The following is an 18,704-nucleotide window of genomic DNA, read 5'->3' as shown; positions in this document are numbered from 1 at the left end:
CTCGTCGGTAGGAGACCACCGCTCGACGTGCTCAGATGTGCGCCCCTTAAACTGCCGGGGATACATTCTTAAAGACGTTTCTTAGAGAACATGCCGAAAGGGTGCGCAGTGGCTAGTCACGCCAGCTCAAAGATCTCCAAGGTGCTCGTCGCCAACCGTGGGGAGATCGCTGTCCGGGTGATCCGGGCGGCCAAGGATGCCGGGCTGTCCAGCGTGGCGGTGTATGCCGAACCCGACGCCGATGCGCCACACGTGAAGCTCGCCGACGAGGCATTCGCGCTCGGCGGCCAGACCTCGGCCGAGTCCTACCTCGACTTCGGCAAGCTGCTCGATGCGGCGGACAAGTCCGGTGCCAACGCGATCCACCCTGGCTACGGATTCCTTTCGGAGAACGCCGATTTCGCGCAGGCCGTCATCGACGCCGGGCTCATCTGGATCGGGCCAAGCCCGCAGTCGATCCGCGATCTGGGCGACAAGGTGACCGCGCGCCACATCGCTGCGCGCGCGCAGGCGCCGCTGGTGCCGGGCACCCCGGACCCGGTCAAGAACGCCGACGAGGTCGTCGCGTTCGCCGAGGAGTACGGCCTGCCGATCGCGATCAAGGCGGCGTTCGGCGGCGGCGGCCGCGGCATGAAGGTCGCCCGCAACATGGAGGAGATTCCCGAGCTGTTCGACTCGGCGGTGCGCGAGGCGACCGCGGCGTTCGGCCGCGGCGAGTGCTTCGTCGAGCGGTACCTGGACAAACCGCGCCACGTCGAGGCGCAGGTGATCGCCGACCAGCACGGCAACGTGGTGGTCGCCGGCACCCGCGACTGCTCACTGCAGCGCCGCTACCAGAAGCTGGTGGAAGAAGCGCCGGCTCCCTTTCTTACCGACGCGCAGCGCAAGGAGATCCACGAATCTGCCAAGCGCATCTGCAAGGAGGCGCACTACTACGGCGCCGGCACCGTCGAGTACCTGGTCGGCCAGGACGGGCTGATCTCGTTCCTCGAGGTGAACACCCGTCTGCAGGTCGAGCACCCCGTCACCGAAGAGACCGCGGGCATCGACCTGGTGTTGCAGCAGTTCAAGATCGCCAACGGCGAAAAGCTCGACATCACAGAGGATCCCGAGCCACGCGGCCACGCGATCGAGTTCCGCATCAACGGCGAGGACGCCGGCCGTGGCTTCCTACCCGCCCCCGGCCCGGTGTCGCTGTTCCATCCGCCCAGCGGTCCCGGTGTGCGCCTGGACTCCGGCGTTGAGACCGGTTCGGTGATCGGCGGCCAATTCGATTCGATGCTGGCCAAGCTGATCGTTTACGGCGCCACACGTGACGAGGCGATCGCCCGCTCGCGCCGCGCGCTCGACGAGTTCAAGGTCGAGGGCCTGGCCACCGTCATCCCGTTCCACCGCGCGATCGTGTCCGACCCGGCGTTCATCGGTGACGGCGAAGGCTTCACGGTGCACACCCGGTGGATCGAGACCGAGTGGGACAACACCGTCGAGCCGTTCACCGGCGGTGACCCGATCGAGGAAGAAGACACCATCCCGCGGCAGACCGTCGTCGTCGAGGTCGGCGGCCGCCGCCTCGAGGTGTCGCTGCCCGGCGACCTCGCCATCGGCAACGGCGGCGCCCCCGCGGGCGGCGGCAATGTCGTGCGCAAGAAGCCCAAGCCGCGCAAGCGTGGCGCGCACGCCGGTGCCACCGCGTCTGGTGACGCCGTAACAGCCCCGATGCAGGGCACCGTCGTGAAGGTCGCCGTCGAGGAGGGCCAGGAGGTGTCCGCGGGCGATCTCGTCGTCGTCCTGGAGGCGATGAAGATGGAGAACCCCGTCACCGCCCACAAGGACGGCACGATCACCGGCCTTGCCGTCGAGGCGGGCGCAGCCATCACTCAGGGCACGGTGCTCGCCGAGATCAAGTAGGCAAGGCCTGGATCCCTTCTGGAGCCCATCGAGATCAACGCCGGTGCGTGGTATCTGCGCGCGCCCCGGCAGGACGAGCTGATCGACGACCGTCCCGCGCTCGCCGCGCTCGGGGAAACCGAGCCGGACTACGTCACGCGCTGCAACGCACTGTGGTTGTCGGACCGCTCCTACACATGGGCGATCTGCGAACCGACGACCGGCGAGATGCTGGCGGAGGTGACTCTGTATCCGGCCTCGGGGCAGATTCGCCTGCGGGCGTGCCCCGGCCACGACGCGGCCGCGCAGGCCGCCGGCGACGCCGTGCGGCGATTCGCGGACACACTCACGTAGTCATTGCGTGTCGATGTCGGCACCGGATGCCAGGTCGGCGCAGTCGACGACGGCGACGTCGGTTCGGCCGCGCAGAAACGGGCTTGCCCCCTGGTCACCTCCGAGCCCGGCGAGCAGCTGTGGCCAGTGCCTGCTGGCGATGACGACGGGATGGCCGGGCCGGTCGCCGTAGCGGGCGCGGGCCAGGCCCGACGGCGAACAGCGCGCCGCGTCCAGCACTCGGCGCACCACATCGGCACCCACATCGGGCGCGTCGACGGTGTGCAGCACGGCGTAGTCGGCGTCGACAGCGCGCAATCCAGCGCTCAACGACGCGCTCAGTCCGTCCGCCCAGTCCGCCGCCACCACCACCCGGGCGGGCGGTGGCACGTCGACGACCGCGGCCCCCAGCACCACCACCACATCGCCGCAGCCCCCGTCCGCCAGCGCTACGACGCCGGCCTTCAGCCACCGGCCTTGGTCGGCAAGCACTTTCGGCATGCCGTAGCGGCGCCCCGCTCCAGCGGCAAGGAGCACACCGGCAGCGGAAGTCGCATTCGCCATGCAAACAGTCTGAACCTGGCCGATTCTGAGACGATGCTCGGCCTCGACCGACTGCTCGATGTGTGCTCGTCGCGGATGTGGGCGCAGCAGGTGCTTGCCGGCGGTCCGTTCCGCAACGCCGACGACCTGCTCGCGCACGCCGACAGTGTGTTGGCACAACTAACCGAGCGCGAGATCGATGCGGCGCTCGCAGGCCATCCTCGCATCGGCGCGCCCGCAGGCAATCCGTCGTCCGCACGCGAGCAGGCGGGAGTGCGGGGTGCCAACGAGCACCTCCGTTCGGAGTTGGCGGATAAAAACCGGGCGTACGAAGACAAGTTCGGCTATGTCTACCTGGTGTGCGCGAGCGGCCGCTCGGCCGGGGAACTACTGGCGACCTTGACCGACAGGCTGAACAACGACCCCGAAACCGAGCGCCGCGTCATGCGCACCGAGCTGATGAAGATCAATCGGCTTCGCCTGCAGCGGCTGCTGTCACAGGAGGGCGCCATGGCGCAGATCAGCACACACGTTCTCGATGCGGTCACCGGCCTTCCCGCCGCCGGTGTGCCCGTCGCTTTGACCGGTGCCGACGGCACCGTGTTGGCCGAAGCGAGCACCGACGGCGACGGCAGGGTCAGCGAGCTCTACAGCGGCCAGTTGTCCGGTGTCCATCGATTACGCTTCGACACCGCAGCGTATTTCGCCGTCCAGGGGGTCACCGGCTTCTATCCGGAGATAGTCGTCGCGTTCGAAATCTCCGACAGCGCGGGCAAATATCACGTCCCGGTGCTGCTGTCGCCATACGCCTATTCGACCTATCGAGGGAGCTGAACGTGTCGGAGATCATTCTCGGAGATACCCAGTACGGCAAGGCCGAGAACCGGGTGGTGCGGATCTACCGCGACTCTCCCAGGCATGAGATTCGCGACATCAATGTATCCACTTGCCTGCGAGGCGATTTCAGCGCCGCGTATCTCACCGGCGATCAGACAAATGTGCTGCCGACCGACAGTCAGAAGCAGACCGCGTACGCCTACGCCAAAGAGAAGGGACTGGCCTCGATCGAGGAGTACGGCCTCGAGCTGGCCCGCCACTTCGTCCGCGATGTCGAACCGGTTCGGGCCGCCCGCATCGAAATCGAGGAATTCGCTTGGGAGCGAGTCGTCATCGATGGTGTCGAGCATGACCACACGTGGACCCGCAAGGGTGAGGAAGTGCGTACTGCGGCGGTCACTGTCGACCGGGACGGCGGCGAGTGGGTGGTCGGCGGGCTCAAAGATCTGGTCATCCTCAAATCCACCGGGTCGGAGTTCGCAGGGTTTCTGACGGACCGTTACACCGTGCTCGAACCCACCCACGATCGGGTGATGGCCACGTCACTGGTCGCCCAGTGGCGGTTCTGTCGCACGGAAGCCGACTGGGACGACATATACGCGGGAGTCAGGGGCCACCTGGTGACGCAGTTCGCGTTAGTCCACTCGCTGGCACTTCAGCAAACGCTGTACGAAATGGGCAAGGCCGTCCTGGAGCACTACCCGGCAATCGCGGAAGTGCGACTGTCGGCGCCGAACAAACACCATTTCCGCTACGACCTGTCGCGGTTCGGCGTGGACAACCACAACGAGGTGTTCCACGCCGACGACCGGCCGTACGGGTTGATCCAGGCCGTCGTGACCCGGGACGATGCGCCCGATGCTGGACCCGCGTGGAAAAGTCAGCGCGGCTGGCTGACCTGAGGTTTTTCCGACAGAATCCGTCTAGATCAATTGCCGAAGGCCATCAGGGAGCGTAGGGTTCTGATCAGGTTGAGTTCACAGCCAGCTGGAAACGTCATCGACGTGCAGGGCGCGGAACTCCCGCCCTGTGGCGAAGGCTTTGAGGACGCAGGGCCATCAACTTGACGTGAACCACAGTACGAAATCACGCATTCCGACTGATGGAGTCACAATGTCTACGGTTACTCACGCTCAACCGGCTTCGCCGGAAGCTCTCAACGAACGCGCCGCCTGCCGCACCGCCCATTTCGCGACCCGGTGGCTGCAACCCTCTATGGCGGTGATCACCGCGCACGGCGAACTGGACGCAGCAAACGCCCAGGAATTTGTCGACTACGCGTTGCGTCATGCTCCGCACATCGAGCGGCTGGTGCTGGACCTGACGGGAGTCGACTTCTTCGGCACGTCGGGTTTTTCCGCGCTGCACACGGTCAACGTGCGCTGCGCCGGGGAGAAGATCCAATGGGCCCTGGTGCCCAGCTCGGCGGTTACCCGACTGCTTCGCATCTGCGACCCGGATTCGGCCCTGCCGATCTCCCGCAGCGTCGACGTCGCCCTGTCAGCCGTCCAGGGTGAGCCGCCTCGGCTACTGCAGCTGGTCGCGAAGACGCGCTAGCGACTTCGCCAGCAGGCGCGAAACATGCATCTGCGAGATGCCGACACGCTCGGCGATCTGAGTCTGCGTCAGCGACTCGAAGAACCGCAGCAGCAATACGGTGCGCTCGCGCTCGGGTAGCGCAGCGAGTAAGGGCCGCAACGCTTCCCGGTTCTCGATCTGGTCGAGACCAAGGTCCATGTCGCCCAGGGTGTCGGCGATCGCGGGCGCGTCGTCCGTGCCGCTGCCACCGCTGTCGATTGACAGCGTGTTGTAGGAACTGCCGGCGACCAGGCCCTCGATTACTTCGTCGCGGTCCATGTCGAGCTCTGCCGCGAGCTCGGACGCGGTGGGTGCGCGCCCCAGCCGTTGAGAGAGATCGGCCGTCGCGGCACCGAGCCGCAGATGCAGCTCCTTGAGTCGGCGCGGCACTTTGACCGACCAGCTGTTGTCGCGGAAATGCCGACGGACCTCGCCCATGATGGTCGGCACGGCGAACGACACGAAATCCGATCCGGCGTCGACGTCGAACCGGATCACCGCGTTCACCAGCCCGACCCGTGCCACCTGAACCAGGTCGTCGCGCGGCTCGCCACGCCCGTCGAATCTGCGGGCGATGTGATCGGCCAGCGGCAGGCACCGCTCGACGATGCGGTCACGCTGCCGCTGAAACTGCCCGGAATCTTCGGACAGATCCTTGAGCTCGCGGAACATCTCTGCGACATCCGCGTATTCAGAGTTCTGTCGTGATGACGAACCCTGGGATGACGACGGAGTCACCGCAGCGAACTCGCTCGCCTTGTCGTCATCGAAATCCCGAATACCCGGCCCTCCTCGGGGACCTGCCCGTCGGAGAACGTCCGCACCTCATCGGTCAGGGAGCTCAACACGTGCCAGCTGAAGCTGCCGGGCGCGAGAATGTCCGGGCTCTTGCACGTCGTGGACGCGTCGATGACCACCGCGTCCTCCCTCGGGTCGACCACAAGCAGCAGGGTCGAGTCCTCCACGGCCGATCGGATCAGTCGCGTACACGCCTCATCCACAGCGAGCCGCAGGTCCGCAACAGCGTCGAAGTCGAGGTCCTCGTACGTGCCGACCGCGCCAACCAGCGTGCGCACCACGGCAAGGTTTTCCAGCCTTGCGGCAACTCGGAATTCGACCGACCGGGCACTGCGCAGCTGCCCGTTATTTCTATTAGTGACGTCGGCCATGTGACCTCCAGGAAAGTTCTGTGCGAGATTACCCCAGGCCGACCCCCAGCTAACCACCGGTGCTCCGATAAGCGGTGAGCGACGACGTGTGGCAACGAGTCCCGCCGGGTAATCCCTCGTCATGGAGGACATTCAGCCGCGAAACGGGGTCGAAGATCCCGAAACCCGGTCGCTGCGCCGCATATTGATCACGGTCGGCCTCGTGCTGGCTGTAGTGCTTCTGATAGCGGTCGCGATATACGCCGGAGCGTTCCTCATCCTGGCGCCCATGATGCAGTGATTCCGGCGATGACGATAGAAATGACGTCCCGGCTGCTGATCTACTCTTGCCCATCGTCCACGTGCATTACCCCGCGGTGGCCAGGCGCCAAACATGCGACTTCGGCGTAGCGTCGTCCGCGGTCCCGGCATTCGCCGCGTGCGTCGCGGTCGCGGGTTCTCCTACCACCATCCAGATGGCTCGCCGGTGACCGATGCGGCGACCCTGCAGCGCATCCGCGATCTGGTGATTCCGCCGGCTTGGCGCAGCGTGTGGATCTGCCCCTATCCCAATGGTCACATCCAAGCCGTCGGCACCGACGTCGCCGGCCGGCGCCAGTATCTGTACCACCAGAGATGGCAGGAGGAGCGCAACGAGGAGAAGTTCGATCGCGTGCTGGCGATGTCCTCGGCGCTGCCCGAGATGCGACGGCGCATCGCTGCCGACCTTCGCCGCCGAGGGCTCGAACGTGATCGGGTCCTCGCGCTGGCCCTTCACCTCCTTGACCTCGGCTACTTTCGCGCCGGCGGCGAGCAGTACGCCGAGGAGAACAACTCCTACGGCATCGCGACGTTGTTGTGCGATCACGTCGCGCTGCAGAAGGACGCCGTCGAGTTCGACTACCCCGCCAAGAGCGGGGTGCGCCGCACGCTGTTGATCGAGGACCCCGAGGTGGTCCGGTCGGTCCGAGCGCTGCTTCAGCGACGCAACCGTACCGAACGATTCCTTGTGTGCCGCAACGGTTCCGGTTGGGCCGACGTTCACGCCGAGGATCTCAACGCGCGGTTCAAGGAGCTGGTCGGACAAGAGTATTCCGTCAAGGACCTGCGGACCTGGCACGGCACGGTGCTGGCGGCCGCGGCGTTCGTCGACGCAGACCCTCCTGTCAACAAGACGGTGATAAAACGGGTGGAGTCGGCGGTGATGAAAGAGGTCGCAGAGGAACTCGGCAACACTCCCGCCGTTGCGCGCTCGTCGTACGTCGACCCCAGGGTGGTCGACGGCTACGAGGCCGGCATGACCATCGCCGCGGCCGCACGACGGGCCGCGCGCACCAAAGCGCCCGACGAGCGGCAGCTGATCCTGGAACGAAGCACGGCCAAGCTAATCCGCAAAGTCGCCAAGAGTTAGCACCCGAGAGATCAGATCAGCTGGGTCGCAAGGGATTTCACGGCCGCACCGCGCGTGACGTCGTCAGTACGCATTGCCAGTCGGGTGTATATGCGCGCCGTGTCGGCCGCGATTTGGTCCCACGAGTAGCGCGCCCTGGCGCGATCCCGTCCTGCCGCGCCGAGGCATTGCCGAAGGAAGTCGTCACGCATCAGACGGTTGATGGCGTCTGCCAACCTGTCGGGACGGTTTGGCGGAACCAACAGGCCGGTCACGTCGTGTACGACGGTGTCGACCAGTCCACCCACCGCCGTGGCCACGACCGGAACCCCACACGCCATCGCCTCTAGCGCCACGATGGCACGACCTTCGTACGACGGGGTGCACGCGACCACGTCTGCCGACCGAAGGATCGCCGGTATTGCTTCGCGATTCACCGGTCCGTTCAGCTGCACCCGGTCAGCTACACCCAGCGTTGTCGCCAGTTCCAGCAGTCTGCATGCCTCGGGATCGGCGTCCAGCGACAGTTTGTCCGGGCCGGCGACAATCACGAGTTCGGTAACCGGCATCAGAGGCAGCGCTCGCACCACGACATCGAACCCCGTGCGCGGCACCAACCTTCCGATGCTCACGATGCGATGGCGCGTTCCGCGCGGAGCCTTGGGGCCGTCGGAGGTGAACAGGTCCAGGTTCACTCCGCAGGGCACGACTGAGGTGCGGGCCCGCGGCCGCCCCATCCGCGCCAGTTCGAACACCTCGTCTGTGCAGGTGGCGGCGACCCACGTCGCGCCGCGGGCCAGCATCGCCTCGAGGTGTAGGCGTTGGGGCGGGCTGATGTCATCGCCGCGGCGGCGAAGGACGCAACCCAGGGCGTTAAACGTCTGCACGGCAGGCAGATCGAGCTGTCGGGCCGCCAACTGTGTGGCGATCCCGGATGTCCACGAGTGCGAGTGTGCGAGATCGGGCGGGTCGGCGCTCCACTGCGTGTGGAGGAACTGCGCAAATGCACCCATGTACGCCAACAGCTCAGTCTCGGGCAGATGCTCGGCCGGCCCGGCGGACACGTGCATCACTGTGTACCCCTGCGCCATTTCGACACGATCGGGCAGGTGCGGGTCGTCGCGGCGGGTGTAGACAGTCACCCGATGCCCCGCGCGGACTAGCGCCTCTGACAACTGGGCGAGGTGCACGTTCAGAGCGCCGGTGTCCGCGCCACCCGACACGCCAAAGCTACTGCCGACGTCGGCGACGATGGCAATCTTCAACGGAAGCGAAACCGACACGGGTACGCCATACCCTGGGCTTATGGGCGCAAAACGTTCGGGCTTTCGAGTTTTCGCGATGTGGACGTAGCGCATTCGCATTCGGGATAACGCGGGGAGTCAATTTGGGTTTCGGGGTCAGCGGCCCGGGTTATCCGACCGGCATGCAAGACAGCGAAGACCTTCCCGACGACGTGCCCGTCGCCGATGCCGTCGAGCAACAGCGAACCCCCGTCGAGCCAGTGCTTGATGAAGAGGCGTCGGCCGAGCCGCCCGACGCAGTGCCGCTGGAGGCCACCCCCGCCGACTGGCAGGAGCAGCTCGAGGTTGTCGAGCTCGACCCGGACGAGACGCTGCCCGACTGACGGGAGCAGCTATGGCATATCAGGGCGAGCGTGTGCGGCGCGTTCGGGCGATGCTGCTGATCGCGCTGTTCCTCGTCGGGCTCGGATTGCTATTGACCCGTTGCCCGTCGAATCGAGACGGTATGCCCGGCCAGCTGGCACAGTCGATGGAGGAAACCACGACGGCCGCCCGCACCGGTGCCATGGCGCTGGACATGTGGATCGGCCACCGCTCCACGTCACAGCTGACCAGTGTCCAGCTGTCCGACGCGCGCGACGAAGTCCTCAAGGCTTACAAGGGAATTGCCGACCTGAGGGCGGACGACTCGGTCGACATCGGCCGGCAACGCATGCTGACCGAGTCGATGACCTCAATCATCGGGCAGCTCAACGCTGCGGCGGAGACGGTTCGCCACGTCACTTCCGATCCGACGGTCCAGAAGGCCCGCGCTGATCTGATCGCGTCGGCGGATGCCCTGGAGAGCGGATACCGCTGATGGGCAAGATCTTCTCGATAGCGCTCGGAATCCTCACCGCGATCGGCGGATTCGTCGACATCGGCGATCTGGTCACCAACGCCGTCGTCGGTTCTCGCTTCGGTCTGGCACTGGTATGGGTGGTCATCGTCGGCGTAGTCGGAATATGCCTGTACGCCAACATGGCCGGCCGGGTGGCTGCCGTCAGCGGAAGGGCGACCTTCGAGATCATCCGCGAGCGGCTCGGCCCGCGGATGGCGGCCGCCAATCTGTCCGCCTCGCTGTTCATCAACCTGATGACGCTGACCGCCGAAATCGGCGGTGTCGCATTGGCGTTACAGCTAGCCACCGATGTGGGCCGGATGATGTGGATTCCCGTCGCCGCGTTCGCCGTTTGGGTGGTGATCTGGCGGGTGAAGTTCTCGATCATGGAGAACGTCGCCGGGTTGCTCGGTCTCTGCCTGATCGTCTTTGTCGTCAGCGTTTTTGCGCTGCACCCGAATTGGGGCGACCTCGCCCACCAGGCGACCGCGCCGGTGATTCCCGAGATGGAATCCGCGGCCACCTACTGGTATTTCGCCATTGCGTTGTTCGGCGCCGCGATGACACCGTACGAAGTCTTCTTCTTCTCCTCCGGCGCTGTCGAAGAGCATTGGACTAGCAAGGATTTGGGCACGGCTCGCCTGAATGTCATAGTCGGTTTCCCGCTCGGCGGGCTTTTGTCGGTCGCCATCGCGGCTTGCGGGGCGATCGCGCTGCTTCCCAATCAGATCGAGGTGACCTCGCTGTCGCAGACGGTGATGCCCGTCGTGGCCGCCGGCGGAAAGCTTGCACTCGCCTTCGTCATTGTCGGCATCGTCGCGGCGACGTTCGGAGCGGCGCTGGAAACCGCGTTAGCGGGCGGATACATCCTCGCCCAGTTCCTCGGGTGGCCGTGGGGTAAGTTCCGCAGGCCCGCCGAGGCCGCCCGCTTCCACGTGGTGATGTTCGTCACCATCGTCGTCGGCGCCGCCGTGCTGTTCACCGGTGTCGACCCGATCCTGGTCACCGAGTACTCGGTGGTCTTCTCGGCGATCGCGCTTCCGCTGACCTATCTGCCAATCCTGATCGTGGCCAACGACTCTCAGTACATGGGTGACCAGACCAACGGAAAGGTGGTCAACATGGCAGCCTCGGTGTACCTGGTCATCATTCTGGCTGCCTCGCTGGCGGCCATACCGCTGATGATCGTCACGGGAGCCGGCCAATGAGCGAGCTGCCCGTCTTGCCCCACCGCGGCCACCTGCTCGACGCCCGGCTTCATCTGCTGGACCGTCAGCTGCTCGACCACCACGGCGATCCGGTCGGCATCGTCGACGACCTCGAGCTGGCCGATGTCGAGGTCGATCGCGATATCGGTTCGGGCACAGAGGCGCCGCAAGTGACCGCGCTGCTGTCGGGTCAGGTACTGGCCACGCGGATCTTCGGCGGTGTACCTCCGCGATCCCATCTCCAGGAGATCCCGTGGAACTTGGTCGCCTGCGTCGCTGTGACCGTCGAGCTCAAGCCGACCGACATGACTTTCGACATGGAGTGGGTCGAGCATTGGCTGCGCGACCGAATCGTCAATCACATCCCTGGAGGCCGGCATGCAGCTGAGTAGGCTTCTCGGCCTGCAGGTCATCGACGCGGGCTCACATCCGGTCGGGACTGTGGTCGACGTCCGGCTCGCGATTGCCGGTGATCCTGAACAGAATCCGCCAACCCCGCGCGTGCTGGGACTGGTGGTCAGTCCGCGTACGAGGTCGTCATTCCTGGGATACGAACGCTCCGCCGCCACCGAGCCTGTGATGTTGGCCGCAGTTGAGCGGTGGCGACATCGGGGCACTTTCCTTGCGGCCTGGGACGACGTGGCACGGATTGGATCCGAGCAGGTCAAGCTGCGTTCCGGCTATACCCGATACTCTGCGGTGCTGCCGTCGGACGATTGAGCGACGCGTTTAGCTCCGAGCCGGGCTGGGAACCCTTTGATTGCGAGGGGAGATTCCCTTTGTGCGGCCCGAAAGGGCTCCCACGCTCAAGAAGTGGGCAACGACCGATCCAGTAAGTAGCGGAAAGGTAAGCATGACCGAGAAGAACAGTGGCCCCGAAGAAGGCATCAAGGGCGTCGTCGAAGACGTCAAAGGCAAGGCCAAGGAAGCGGTCGGCACCGTCACAGGCCGTGACGACCTGACCCGCGAGGGCAAGGCCCAGCAGGACAAGGCCGACGCCCAGAAGGACGTCGCCAAGAAGGAAGCCGAGGCCGAATCGGCTCGCGGTGGCGCCAAGGCTGCCGAGAAGCGTCAAGAGGCAGAGCAGCGTTAGAGCTCGTAAGTCAAAACGCCCCAACCGATCGGTTGGGGCGTTTTGCTTGTCGTTTGACCTTTAACTACTTGGGCGTTGGCGCAGGGCGTCGGGATGCTCTGCGTACCAACGCTCTTCGATCCGGCGGACCCGGAGGTGCTCGACGAGCAGCCACGCCGCCCCGATGATGAATCCGGCGCCGGACAGCAATGCCAACGTCAGACCGACGTCACGGTGACTTGTGGCGAACGCCGCGAGGCAGCTCACGAAAAGCACCAGGGCGACGCCGATCACGATCAGCCCCGGCATGATTTTGTTGTCCTTCATCGACTCGCCGGCGTACGGCCGCGTCGTCCTCGCATGGTCGACTGGATCCTTAGGGCCTTTCATCGGTACTCCTCTCTCGGCATGCCTACTCAGCCGCCGAACACCGCGGGCCCGGCGATCACCGGCATGCTCATCGTCAGTACGAGCAGCATCAGCGTGAGCAGAAACCAGCCCGCGCCCTGCCACGCCCACCACGTTTCGTGCTTGCGCCATGTCTGGTAGGTGCGGACGAACGCCCGAAGCCCGCCGATCAGCAGGATGAGCGGTGCACCGAGGGACAGCAATGCGCGTTGCGGAGGGCCGCAAGCGACGGTGTCCGCCGTCGCGCCGTCGCAGGTGCTCACCCAGACGGCGGCCACGACGAGGAACGCGACGCCCAATATGCCCACTACCAGGCCGAACCGCACGGCGGCGCGGACGTTGGCGTCGTCTTGTTTCAAATCGTTGGGATTGTGATACGCGGACACGTACTCAAATGCCCCCTATTGCCGACGTCGGGGAGAATTCCCTGGTTGATGCCCAAGTAAACGTCAGGTTCTGGCGCGCAGATGGGCGGTCAGCAACAGCCGGTCGTAGACGATACGGGCGGGCAGAACTTCGTCGTACTGCAGTTCGAGGAAGTCCTTGACGATTTGCTCGGCCAGGGTGCGCAGCTTGGTATTGGTCTCCTGCGAGCGCCACTTGAGCAGCTCAAATGCCGAGTCTGCGCTGATCCGGTAGAGCAGCATCAGCATGCCCTTGGCCTGCTCGATGCCACCCCGAGCCTCGGCGATCTCGGCAACCGCCTCGCTGACCATTTCGTCGCGGACGTCTTGCACCGACGGTGACACGTCGACGTAAAAGCCGTGGGTGCCGATCACGGTTCCGGTGTTGTCGAAGAGCTGATCGCCGACCACCACGACGTGGTGAACCTCGCCGTGTGTGTCGAGGATTCGGTGGCGGGTCGAAAAAGCGCCCGAGGTCCGGCGGATCTCCTCGATCGTGGCGGCCACCTGACCGTAGTCATCGGGATGCTTGTGCGACAGCACCAGATCGGTGCTGGGATGCACCGTGCCGGGTTCATAGCCGTGCATCCGCTCGACCTGAGGCGACCACTCCCAGCGTTCGTCGGCGAAATAGAACCGGAACCAACCGACGCGCTCGGGCTGGCCGCCCGCGAGCGCATGGTCGACGGGTGTTTGCCCCTCGACGTCGGCCACCTCATCAGTCATCAGTTGCAGATTATCGCTTCGAACTGAGAGCGGCACCGTTCTCGTTTGCCTGCTTCGTATTCTGGACAACGATTGATTACCGTCAATTGGTGGACCTCAACACGGTCGAGAGCGTCAGCGCGCCGAGGCGCCGCGACGAGCTGTGGCCGCTGGGCCCGGGCGACGCCGTGCTGGCGGGCGGCACGTGGTTGTTCTCCGAGCCGCAGCCGCATATTCGTCGGCTGGTGGATATCACCGCAATGGGCTGGCCGCCGGTCGTGTTGGACGACAACGGAATCGAACTGGCGGCCACCTGCACCGTGACCGAGGTTTCGCGTCTGGCGGCGGCCCTGCCGAGCGCCTGGGTTGCCGCACCGCTTCTGAATCAGTGCGCCAGGGCGCTGCTGGCATCCTTCAAGATCATGGGCAGCGCGACCGTCGGCGGCAACTTCTGTCTGTCGTTCCCGGCGGGTTCGATGATTTCACTGGCTTCGGCGTTGGACGGGCGCGTGACGGTGTGGCGCGGCGACGGCAGCGAATACCAAATGCCGGCCACACAATTCGTCACCGGCATGGCCACCAACGCGCTGGCTGTCGGCGACGTGCTGCGCTCGGTGCGACTGCCCGCCGCGGCATTGCGTGGCCGCACGGCATTTCGCAAATTGGCTCCGTCACGGCTGGGCCGGTCGGCGGTGGTGGTGATCGGCAGGCGCGATGCCCCGGGCGACGGTGGACGGTTCGCGCTGTCCGTGACCGCCGCCACGGTGCGGCCCTATGTGTTCGAGTTCCCGTCGATGCCGGATACCGACGCGGTGGGGGCTGCGGTGGCGACGATTCCCGAAGACGCGTGGACTCGCGACGCGCATGGTGATCCGGATTGGCGACGGGCGATGACGTTTCTACTGGCCGGCCAGGTCCACACGGAGCTGGCATGAGCACCACCGTGAACGGCAACGCCCTGCACGACGCGCCTCGGCCAGGGCAGTGCCTGCGCACATTCCTACGCGAGCATGGACATTTCGAGGTCAAGAAGGGCTGCGACGCAGGCGACTGCGGGGCCTGCACTGTGTTGGTGGACGGTGCGGCGGTGCACTCCTGCGTGTTCCCCGCGTTTCGCGCCGCCGGGCGCAGCGTCACGACGGTCGCGGGGCTGGGCGGCCCTGAGGATCTGCATCCGATGCAACGGCGGTTCGTCGAGGCCGGCGGGTTCCAGTGCGGCTTCTGCACGGCCGGGATGGTGACCACGGCGTCGACGCTGACGGCCGAGCAACTGGCCGACCTTCCGCAGCAACTCAAGGGCAACCTGTGCCGATGTACGGGTTACCGGGCGATCACCGATGCGCTGGATGGCGAGGTGAACATCGAAAAGCCCTCGGGCGCAGGCCGATCTGTCGGTGCGCCTGCCGGCGTCGCGGTGGTCACGGGCACCGAGCAGTACACGATGGACGACGAGCCCGTTGGGCTACTGCATCTGGCGGTGCTATCGAGTCCGTTGGCGCATGCGCGGATCATGTCGATCGATACCGCGGCGGCGGAAGCGATTCCGGGTGTGCACCTCGTGCTGACCTATCGCGACAACCCCGACGTCGCGTTCTCGTGGGCCCGCCACGAGAACCGCGGCGATGATCCGGACGACACGTATGTGCTTGACGACACGGTTCGCTTTGTCGGCCAGCGAGTGGCGGCCGTCGTCGCCGACAGCCTCGCTATCGCTGAAACAGCCTGCCGCGCAATCGTTGTGGAGTATTCCGAGCTGCCCGCGGTGTTCGACCCCGAGATGGCACTTAGGCCGGACGCGCCGCTGATCCATGACAGCAATGTCGTCGCAGAACTGCACGGCGAGGTGGGCTCTGTCGAGGCCGTGCTCGCGGCGGCCGAGGATGCGGGCGGTGCCGTGGTGCGGGGACGGTGGACCACGCAGCGGGTTCAGCATGTGCACCTTGAGACACACGGCTGCACGGGTTGGCGAGATGAGCGTGCCCGCTTGGTGATTCGGACGAGCTCGCAGGTGCCGTTTCTGGTGCGCGATGAGTTGTGCCATGTGTTCGGGCTGGACCGCTCGCAGGTGCATGTGTTCACCAAGCGGGTGGGCGGCGGGTTCGGCGCGAAGCAGGAGATGCTCACCGAGGATCTGGTGGCACTGGCCGTGCTGCGTCTGGGCCGGCCGGTCCGATATGAGTTCACCCGCTCCGACCAGTTCACGAAGGCACCGTGCAGGCATCCGTTCCGGGTGGACGTGACCGTGGCTGCCGCGGCAGACGGTGTGCTCACGGCGCTGGCCATCGACGTGCTCTCGGATGCGGGCGCATATGGAAATCACAGCGCGGGCGTGATGTTTCACGGTTGCGCAGAGTCCATGTCGGTGTACCGCTGCGTCAACAAGCGGGTCGACGCGCAGGCGGTATATACCAACAACGTTCCGTCGGGCGCGTTTCGCGGTTACGGGCTCGGACAGGTGATATTCGCGATCGAGTCGGCGCTCGACGAGCTGGCGCAGCGACTCGCATTGGACCCGTTCGAGCTACGGCGACGCAACGTCGTGGTCCCCGGCGATTCGTTTGTGGATTGGCATGTCTGCGAGGACGATCTGACGTTCGGCAGCTACGGGCTCGACCAATGTCTCGATCTGGCGCAGGCCGCGATGGTACGCGGCAACGGGGTGACTGCGCCGCAGGGCTGGCGCGTCGGCGAGGGGATGGCGGTCGCGATGATCGCGACGATTCCGCCGCGCGGCCACGTCGCGGACGCGTCGATATCGTTGACGCCCGACGGCATGTATGCGCTGTCGGTGGGCACCGCGGAGTTCGGCAACGGCACGACGACAGTCCACACGCAGCTGGCGGCGACGGAGTTGAACACCACCTCGGATCGCGTGCTTCTCAGTCAATCCGACACGGACGCCGTCGGTTACGACACGGGCGCATTCGGCTCGGCGGGCACGGTGGTGGCGGGCCGCGCGGTGCTTGCCGCGTGCCGCGAACTGCGCGCGGTCATTGTCGCCGCCGCGGCAGAGCTGAGCAGTGTGCCCGCGCGGGCCTGCGTCGTGACGACTCACGGCGTTCAATGCGGTGACCGGTTCGTCGACTTCGCCGACCTGCCTGGGCCGCTGATCGGGCATGGCCGTCACGACGGCACGCCGCGATCGGTGGCGTTCAACGTGCAGGCGTTCCGTGTGGCGGTCAACACCGACACCGGCCAGGTGCAGATCCTTCAATCTGTGCAGGCCGCCGACGCCGGCGTCGTGATGAACCCCGAGCAGTGTCGCGGCCAAGTAGAAGGCGGTGTGGCACAAGGCATCGGATCGGCTCTTTACGAGGAGATGCACATCGGCCCCGACGGCACGGTGCTCACCCAGACGCTGCGCAACTACCACATCCCACAGCTGGCCGACGTGCCGGTGACGGAGGTGTACTTCGCCGACACGTACGACGAGCTCGGCCCGCTCGGCGCGAAGTCGATGAGCGAATCTCCGTACAACCCAGTCGCTCCCGCGCTGGCCAACGCCATCGCCCGCGCCTGCGGCGCGCGGCTTCATCAGCTGCCGATGACTCCGGCCCGGGTGTGGAGGGCGCTTCAGAAGGGTGGTGGTTCGTAGTTGGCGGCGAGCCAGGCTTGTCGTTGGCGTTCTTCTTCGGCGATGAGTTCGGTGCGTTGCCGGCGTTCGGCGTTGATGCGGTCGCGGCGGTTCTGGTCGCGGGTTTGTTTGCGCCGCGGCATCATCACGTCGCGCCACGGGCTGGGTTCCTCGACCCTGGATGCCGCCAATGCCGCGATGGGTGCCGCCAGGGCGGGAAACATGGCCGCACCGTGCGGTTGGCTGGTGTAGACGTGCCCGGTCGGCGCCGTCAACACGATCGTCCCGTCGGGTAACTGCTGCTCGCTCCAGCCTGGGTGGAACGTCTTGATCAGATGATGAATACGGCAGTAATGCTTGAGATCGGAGGCATGGGTGAGACCGGCCGGATAGGGCACCGTGTGGTCGACATCGCAGTGAGCCACCGGCCTGTCACAGCCCGGCCAGCAACACGTCAAATCCCGCCACTTGACGAACTCGCGCGTCACCGCCGAGGGCCGATACCCCGGATCAGGTGTCGCACTCGGCATCACCAACGGCTTGAGCGTCGCTGTCGTGGCCAGGTCGCGCACCGATTCGGCGGGCAGAATCCCAAACCCGGGCAGATATCCCGGATGGTCACTAGTCCCCTCGACGGTGGCGTGTTCGGCCAGCACATGAATCACCGCGGTAGCCGCCGCGGCGCGCTGTGCTGCTGCCGGGCAGTCCTCTGATCCGCATCGGCACGCCAGGGTGCCCTCCCCGCGCCCCAGCGCCCCGGCCGCATCGGCGCGGCGCTGCTCTTTGGTGCGTGGATCGTTGGCGCACACCGTGGCCGCCAACGCGTCCAGACGCTGATCCAGTGCTGCGCCGTCGGCGGCGTTCAGATAGCCCGAGAGCGACGCGACACCGGGGCTCGCCGGGTCGATGTCGACATAGCGGTTGTCGTTGACCGTCGGCGGCACCCGCACCCCAGCCGGATCAAACTTGGCCACCCACTGATCCACCCGGTCGCGCAACTTCGGGCCCGACAGCTTCATCCACTTGGTGCAATGACGGGCGATCGCCTCATCGAGCTCGGGCCACACCGACGCCGCAACGTTTTCGGTGCGGCTGACGATCGTCGACACCATCCGAAAATCGATCACCCCAGAACAAAACACTCGGGCCACCGTCGGCAGCCGATGCCACAACGCGCACGCAAACTGCACCTGACCCACCGCGCGGGCATGACTGATGTTCTGCACCGCCGAAACCTCCGCGGCCACCGCATCACACCCATCAGCACAACACCACTGAGCATCGGCCAACTCGCCCGAGCGCCGCACAAACAACTCCGCCACCGCTGCCAACCTCTGCGCGATCGCCGTCGACTCGTCCCGGGTCGCCTCACCCATCACATCGATGAGGTCACCATCCGACACGCCATCGAACATACATTCGATCATGCCACGGGCCACCGACACGGCAAACCGGTTATCCACAGGCGTCGGTGCCCGCATTTACGATTCCGC

At 65.7% G+C, this 18,704-nt stretch carries 23 protein-coding genes; 15 read left to right on the top strand and 8 right to left on the bottom strand.

All coding sequences use genetic code 11. From position 1 onward, the window contains the following. Nucleotides 1-108: 108 nt before the first annotated feature. Both ACWW36_RS16110 and ACWW36_RS16105 read left to right on the top strand, forming a co-directional pair. Entirely contained in the window at nucleotides 109-1,908 is a 1,800-nt protein-coding gene (locus ACWW36_RS16110; protein ID WP_456137007.1) for an ATP-binding protein, read from the top strand. Nucleotides 1,909-1,926: 18 nt separating this feature from the next. Continuing rightward, on the top strand, nucleotides 1,927-2,241 hold the full coding sequence (locus tag ACWW36_RS16105) for a hypothetical protein (RefSeq protein ID WP_456142510.1): 315 nt from the start codon (nucleotides 1,927-1,929) through the stop codon (nucleotides 2,239-2,241). Here ACWW36_RS16105 and ACWW36_RS16100 read toward each other — a convergent pair whose 3' ends face one another. Next, complete coding sequence (locus ACWW36_RS16100; protein WP_456137006.1) at nucleotides 2,242-2,784, bottom strand: nucleotidyltransferase family protein; 543 nt, start codon at nucleotides 2,782-2,784, stop codon at nucleotides 2,242-2,244. Between the two features lie 33 nt (nucleotides 2,785-2,817). Between ACWW36_RS16100 and uraD the strand changes: the two genes are divergently transcribed. From uraD to ACWW36_RS16085, 3 genes are all read left to right on the top strand, one after another. Then, complete coding sequence (gene uraD, locus ACWW36_RS16095) at nucleotides 2,818-3,597, top strand: 2-oxo-4-hydroxy-4-carboxy-5-ureidoimidazoline decarboxylase (protein WP_456137005.1); 780 nt, start codon at nucleotides 2,818-2,820, stop codon at nucleotides 3,595-3,597. A 2-nt stretch (nucleotides 3,598-3,599) separates the two neighbouring features. Next, a complete protein-coding gene (gene pucL / locus ACWW36_RS16090) occupies nucleotides 3,600-4,502 on the top strand; it encodes a factor-independent urate hydroxylase (protein WP_456137004.1) in 903 nt (300 codons plus the stop codon). A 211-nt stretch (nucleotides 4,503-4,713) separates the two neighbouring features. Beyond that, nucleotides 4,714-5,157: an STAS domain-containing protein gene (locus ACWW36_RS16085; RefSeq protein ID WP_456137003.1), complete on the top strand. Its 444-nt coding sequence runs from the start codon at nucleotides 4,714-4,716 to the stop codon at nucleotides 5,155-5,157. Here ACWW36_RS16085 and ACWW36_RS16080 read toward each other — a convergent pair. Next, the gene (locus tag ACWW36_RS16080) at nucleotides 5,128-5,850 is read right to left on the bottom strand and encodes an RNA polymerase sigma factor SigF (RefSeq protein WP_456142509.1); all 723 of its coding nucleotides are present in this window, start codon (nucleotides 5,848-5,850) and stop codon (nucleotides 5,128-5,130) included. The genes ACWW36_RS16085 and ACWW36_RS16080 overlap by 30 nt on opposite strands. Nucleotides 5,851-5,912: 62 nt before the next feature. Continuing rightward, a complete protein-coding gene (locus ACWW36_RS16075; RefSeq protein ID WP_456137002.1) occupies nucleotides 5,913-6,347 on the bottom strand; it encodes an ATP-binding protein in 435 nt (144 codons plus the stop codon). Nucleotides 6,348-6,468: 121 nt separating this feature from the next. Here ACWW36_RS16075 and ACWW36_RS16070 point away from each other — a divergent pair, with 121 nt between their 5' ends. Both ACWW36_RS16070 and ACWW36_RS16065 read left to right on the top strand, forming a co-directional pair. Beyond that, nucleotides 6,469-6,627, top strand: a complete 159-nt coding sequence (locus ACWW36_RS16070) for a hypothetical protein (RefSeq protein ID WP_456137001.1) — start codon at nucleotides 6,469-6,471, stop codon at nucleotides 6,625-6,627. 93 nt (nucleotides 6,628-6,720) lie between these two features. Beyond that, nucleotides 6,721-7,737 (top strand): DNA topoisomerase IB, encoded by a 1,017-nt coding sequence (locus ACWW36_RS16065; protein WP_456137000.1) that lies wholly within the window; start codon nucleotides 6,721-6,723, stop codon nucleotides 7,735-7,737. 11 nt (nucleotides 7,738-7,748) lie between these two features. Here the strand turns inward: ACWW36_RS16065 and ACWW36_RS16060 are convergent, their stop codons facing one another. Next, nucleotides 7,749-8,981, bottom strand: a complete 1,233-nt coding sequence (locus ACWW36_RS16060) for a glycosyltransferase (protein WP_456142508.1) — start codon at nucleotides 8,979-8,981, stop codon at nucleotides 7,749-7,751. Between the two features lie 161 nt (nucleotides 8,982-9,142). Here ACWW36_RS16060 and ACWW36_RS16055 point away from each other — a divergent pair, with 161 nt between their 5' ends. From ACWW36_RS16055 to mbp1, 6 genes are all read left to right on the top strand, one after another. Further along, on the top strand, nucleotides 9,143-9,343 hold the full coding sequence (locus tag ACWW36_RS16055) for a hypothetical protein (RefSeq protein WP_456136999.1): 201 nt from the start codon (nucleotides 9,143-9,145) through the stop codon (nucleotides 9,341-9,343). A gap of 11 nt (nucleotides 9,344-9,354) precedes the next feature. Continuing rightward, nucleotides 9,355-9,819, top strand: a complete 465-nt coding sequence (locus tag ACWW36_RS16050) for a hypothetical protein (protein WP_456136998.1) — start codon at nucleotides 9,355-9,357, stop codon at nucleotides 9,817-9,819. Continuing rightward, nucleotides 9,819-11,048 (top strand): NRAMP family divalent metal transporter, encoded by a 1,230-nt coding sequence (locus ACWW36_RS16045; protein ID WP_456136997.1) that lies wholly within the window; start codon nucleotides 9,819-9,821, stop codon nucleotides 11,046-11,048. The genes ACWW36_RS16050 and ACWW36_RS16045 overlap by 1 nt, the downstream gene beginning before the upstream one ends. Beyond that, nucleotides 11,045-11,440 (top strand): PRC-barrel domain-containing protein, encoded by a 396-nt coding sequence (locus tag ACWW36_RS16040; RefSeq protein ID WP_456136996.1) that lies wholly within the window; start codon nucleotides 11,045-11,047, stop codon nucleotides 11,438-11,440. The genes ACWW36_RS16045 and ACWW36_RS16040 overlap by 4 nt, the downstream gene beginning before the upstream one ends. Continuing rightward, nucleotides 11,427-11,768, top strand: a complete 342-nt coding sequence (locus ACWW36_RS16035) for a PRC-barrel domain-containing protein (RefSeq protein ID WP_456136995.1) — start codon at nucleotides 11,427-11,429, stop codon at nucleotides 11,766-11,768. The genes ACWW36_RS16040 and ACWW36_RS16035 overlap by 14 nt, the downstream gene beginning before the upstream one ends. A 133-nt stretch (nucleotides 11,769-11,901) precedes the next feature. After that, nucleotides 11,902-12,141: a microaggregate-binding protein 1 gene (gene mbp1 / locus ACWW36_RS16030; RefSeq protein WP_456136994.1), complete on the top strand. Its 240-nt coding sequence runs from the start codon at nucleotides 11,902-11,904 to the stop codon at nucleotides 12,139-12,141. Nucleotides 12,142-12,201: 60 nt separating this feature from the next. On the opposite strand, the gene usfY is transcribed toward mbp1, so the two are convergent. From usfY to ACWW36_RS16015, 3 genes are all read right to left on the bottom strand, one after another. Further along, nucleotides 12,202-12,510, bottom strand: a complete 309-nt coding sequence (gene usfY, locus ACWW36_RS16025; RefSeq protein WP_456136993.1) for a protein UsfY — start codon at nucleotides 12,508-12,510, stop codon at nucleotides 12,202-12,204. A 26-nt stretch (nucleotides 12,511-12,536) separates the two neighbouring features. After that, entirely contained in the window at nucleotides 12,537-12,887 is a 351-nt protein-coding gene (locus tag ACWW36_RS16020; RefSeq protein ID WP_456136992.1) for a hypothetical protein, read from the bottom strand. Nucleotides 12,888-12,977: 90 nt separating this feature from the next. Next, entirely contained in the window at nucleotides 12,978-13,658 is a 681-nt protein-coding gene (locus ACWW36_RS16015; protein ID WP_456136991.1) for a PAS and ANTAR domain-containing protein, read from the bottom strand. An 89-nt stretch (nucleotides 13,659-13,747) separates the two neighbouring features. On the opposite strand from ACWW36_RS16015, the gene ACWW36_RS16010 reads away from it, so the two are divergent. After that, nucleotides 13,748-14,572, top strand: a complete 825-nt coding sequence (locus tag ACWW36_RS16010; protein ID WP_456136990.1) for an FAD binding domain-containing protein — start codon at nucleotides 13,748-13,750, stop codon at nucleotides 14,570-14,572. Further along, a complete protein-coding gene (locus ACWW36_RS16005) occupies nucleotides 14,569-17,232 on the top strand; it encodes a molybdopterin-dependent oxidoreductase (RefSeq protein ID WP_456136989.1) in 2,664 nt (887 codons plus the stop codon). The genes ACWW36_RS16010 and ACWW36_RS16005 overlap by 4 nt, the downstream gene beginning before the upstream one ends. Here the strand turns inward: ACWW36_RS16005 and ACWW36_RS16000 are convergent. Further along, the gene (locus ACWW36_RS16000; RefSeq protein WP_456136988.1) at nucleotides 17,211-18,626 is read right to left on the bottom strand and encodes an HNH endonuclease signature motif containing protein; all 1,416 of its coding nucleotides are present in this window, start codon (nucleotides 18,624-18,626) and stop codon (nucleotides 17,211-17,213) included. The genes ACWW36_RS16005 and ACWW36_RS16000 overlap by 22 nt on opposite strands. Between the last annotated feature and the right edge of the window lie 78 nt (nucleotides 18,627-18,704).

The sequence above is a fragment of the Mycobacterium sp. MMS18-G62 genome, assembly GCF_053877835.1.
Note: the sequence above shows the minus strand (reverse complement) of the source record. Positions and strands in the feature narration are given on the sequence as shown.

Bases quoted from the DNA above. Each gene is read 5' to 3' on its own strand.
- ACWW36_RS16100 (WP_456137006.1), bottom strand. From the start codon at position 2,784: ATGGCGAATGCGACTTCCGCTGCCGGTGTGCTCCTTGCCGCTGGAGCG.
- uraD (WP_456137005.1), top strand. From the start codon at position 2,818: ATGCTCGGCCTCGACCGACTGCTCGATGTGTGCTCGTCGCGGATGTGG.
- ACWW36_RS16085 (WP_456137003.1), top strand. From the start codon at position 4,714: ATGTCTACGGTTACTCACGCTCAACCGGCTTCGCCGGAAGCTCTCAAC.
- ACWW36_RS16080 (WP_456142509.1), bottom strand. From the start codon at position 5,850: ATGTTCCGCGAGCTCAAGGATCTGTCCGAAGATTCCGGGCAGTTTCAG.
- ACWW36_RS16075 (WP_456137002.1), bottom strand. From the start codon at position 6,347: ATGGCCGACGTCACTAATAGAAATAACGGGCAGCTGCGCAGTGCCCGG.
- ACWW36_RS16070 (WP_456137001.1), top strand. From the start codon at position 6,469: ATGGAGGACATTCAGCCGCGAAACGGGGTCGAAGATCCCGAAACCCGG.
- ACWW36_RS16065 (WP_456137000.1), top strand. From the start codon at position 6,721: ATGCGACTTCGGCGTAGCGTCGTCCGCGGTCCCGGCATTCGCCGCGTG.
- ACWW36_RS16055 (WP_456136999.1), top strand. From the start codon at position 9,143: ATGCAAGACAGCGAAGACCTTCCCGACGACGTGCCCGTCGCCGATGCC.
- ACWW36_RS16050 (WP_456136998.1), top strand. From the start codon at position 9,355: ATGGCATATCAGGGCGAGCGTGTGCGGCGCGTTCGGGCGATGCTGCTG.
- ACWW36_RS16045 (WP_456136997.1), top strand. From the start codon at position 9,819: ATGGGCAAGATCTTCTCGATAGCGCTCGGAATCCTCACCGCGATCGGC.
- ACWW36_RS16040 (WP_456136996.1), top strand. From the start codon at position 11,045: ATGAGCGAGCTGCCCGTCTTGCCCCACCGCGGCCACCTGCTCGACGCC.
- ACWW36_RS16035 (WP_456136995.1), top strand. From the start codon at position 11,427: ATGCAGCTGAGTAGGCTTCTCGGCCTGCAGGTCATCGACGCGGGCTCA.
- mbp1 (WP_456136994.1), top strand. From the start codon at position 11,902: ATGACCGAGAAGAACAGTGGCCCCGAAGAAGGCATCAAGGGCGTCGTC.
- usfY (WP_456136993.1), bottom strand. From the start codon at position 12,510: ATGAAAGGCCCTAAGGATCCAGTCGACCATGCGAGGACGACGCGGCCG.
- ACWW36_RS16015 (WP_456136991.1), bottom strand. From the start codon at position 13,658: ATGACTGATGAGGTGGCCGACGTCGAGGGGCAAACACCCGTCGACCAT.
- ACWW36_RS16005 (WP_456136989.1), top strand. From the start codon at position 14,569: ATGAGCACCACCGTGAACGGCAACGCCCTGCACGACGCGCCTCGGCCA.
- ACWW36_RS16000 (WP_456136988.1), bottom strand. From the start codon at position 18,626: ATGTTCGATGGCGTGTCGGATGGTGACCTCATCGATGTGATGGGTGAG.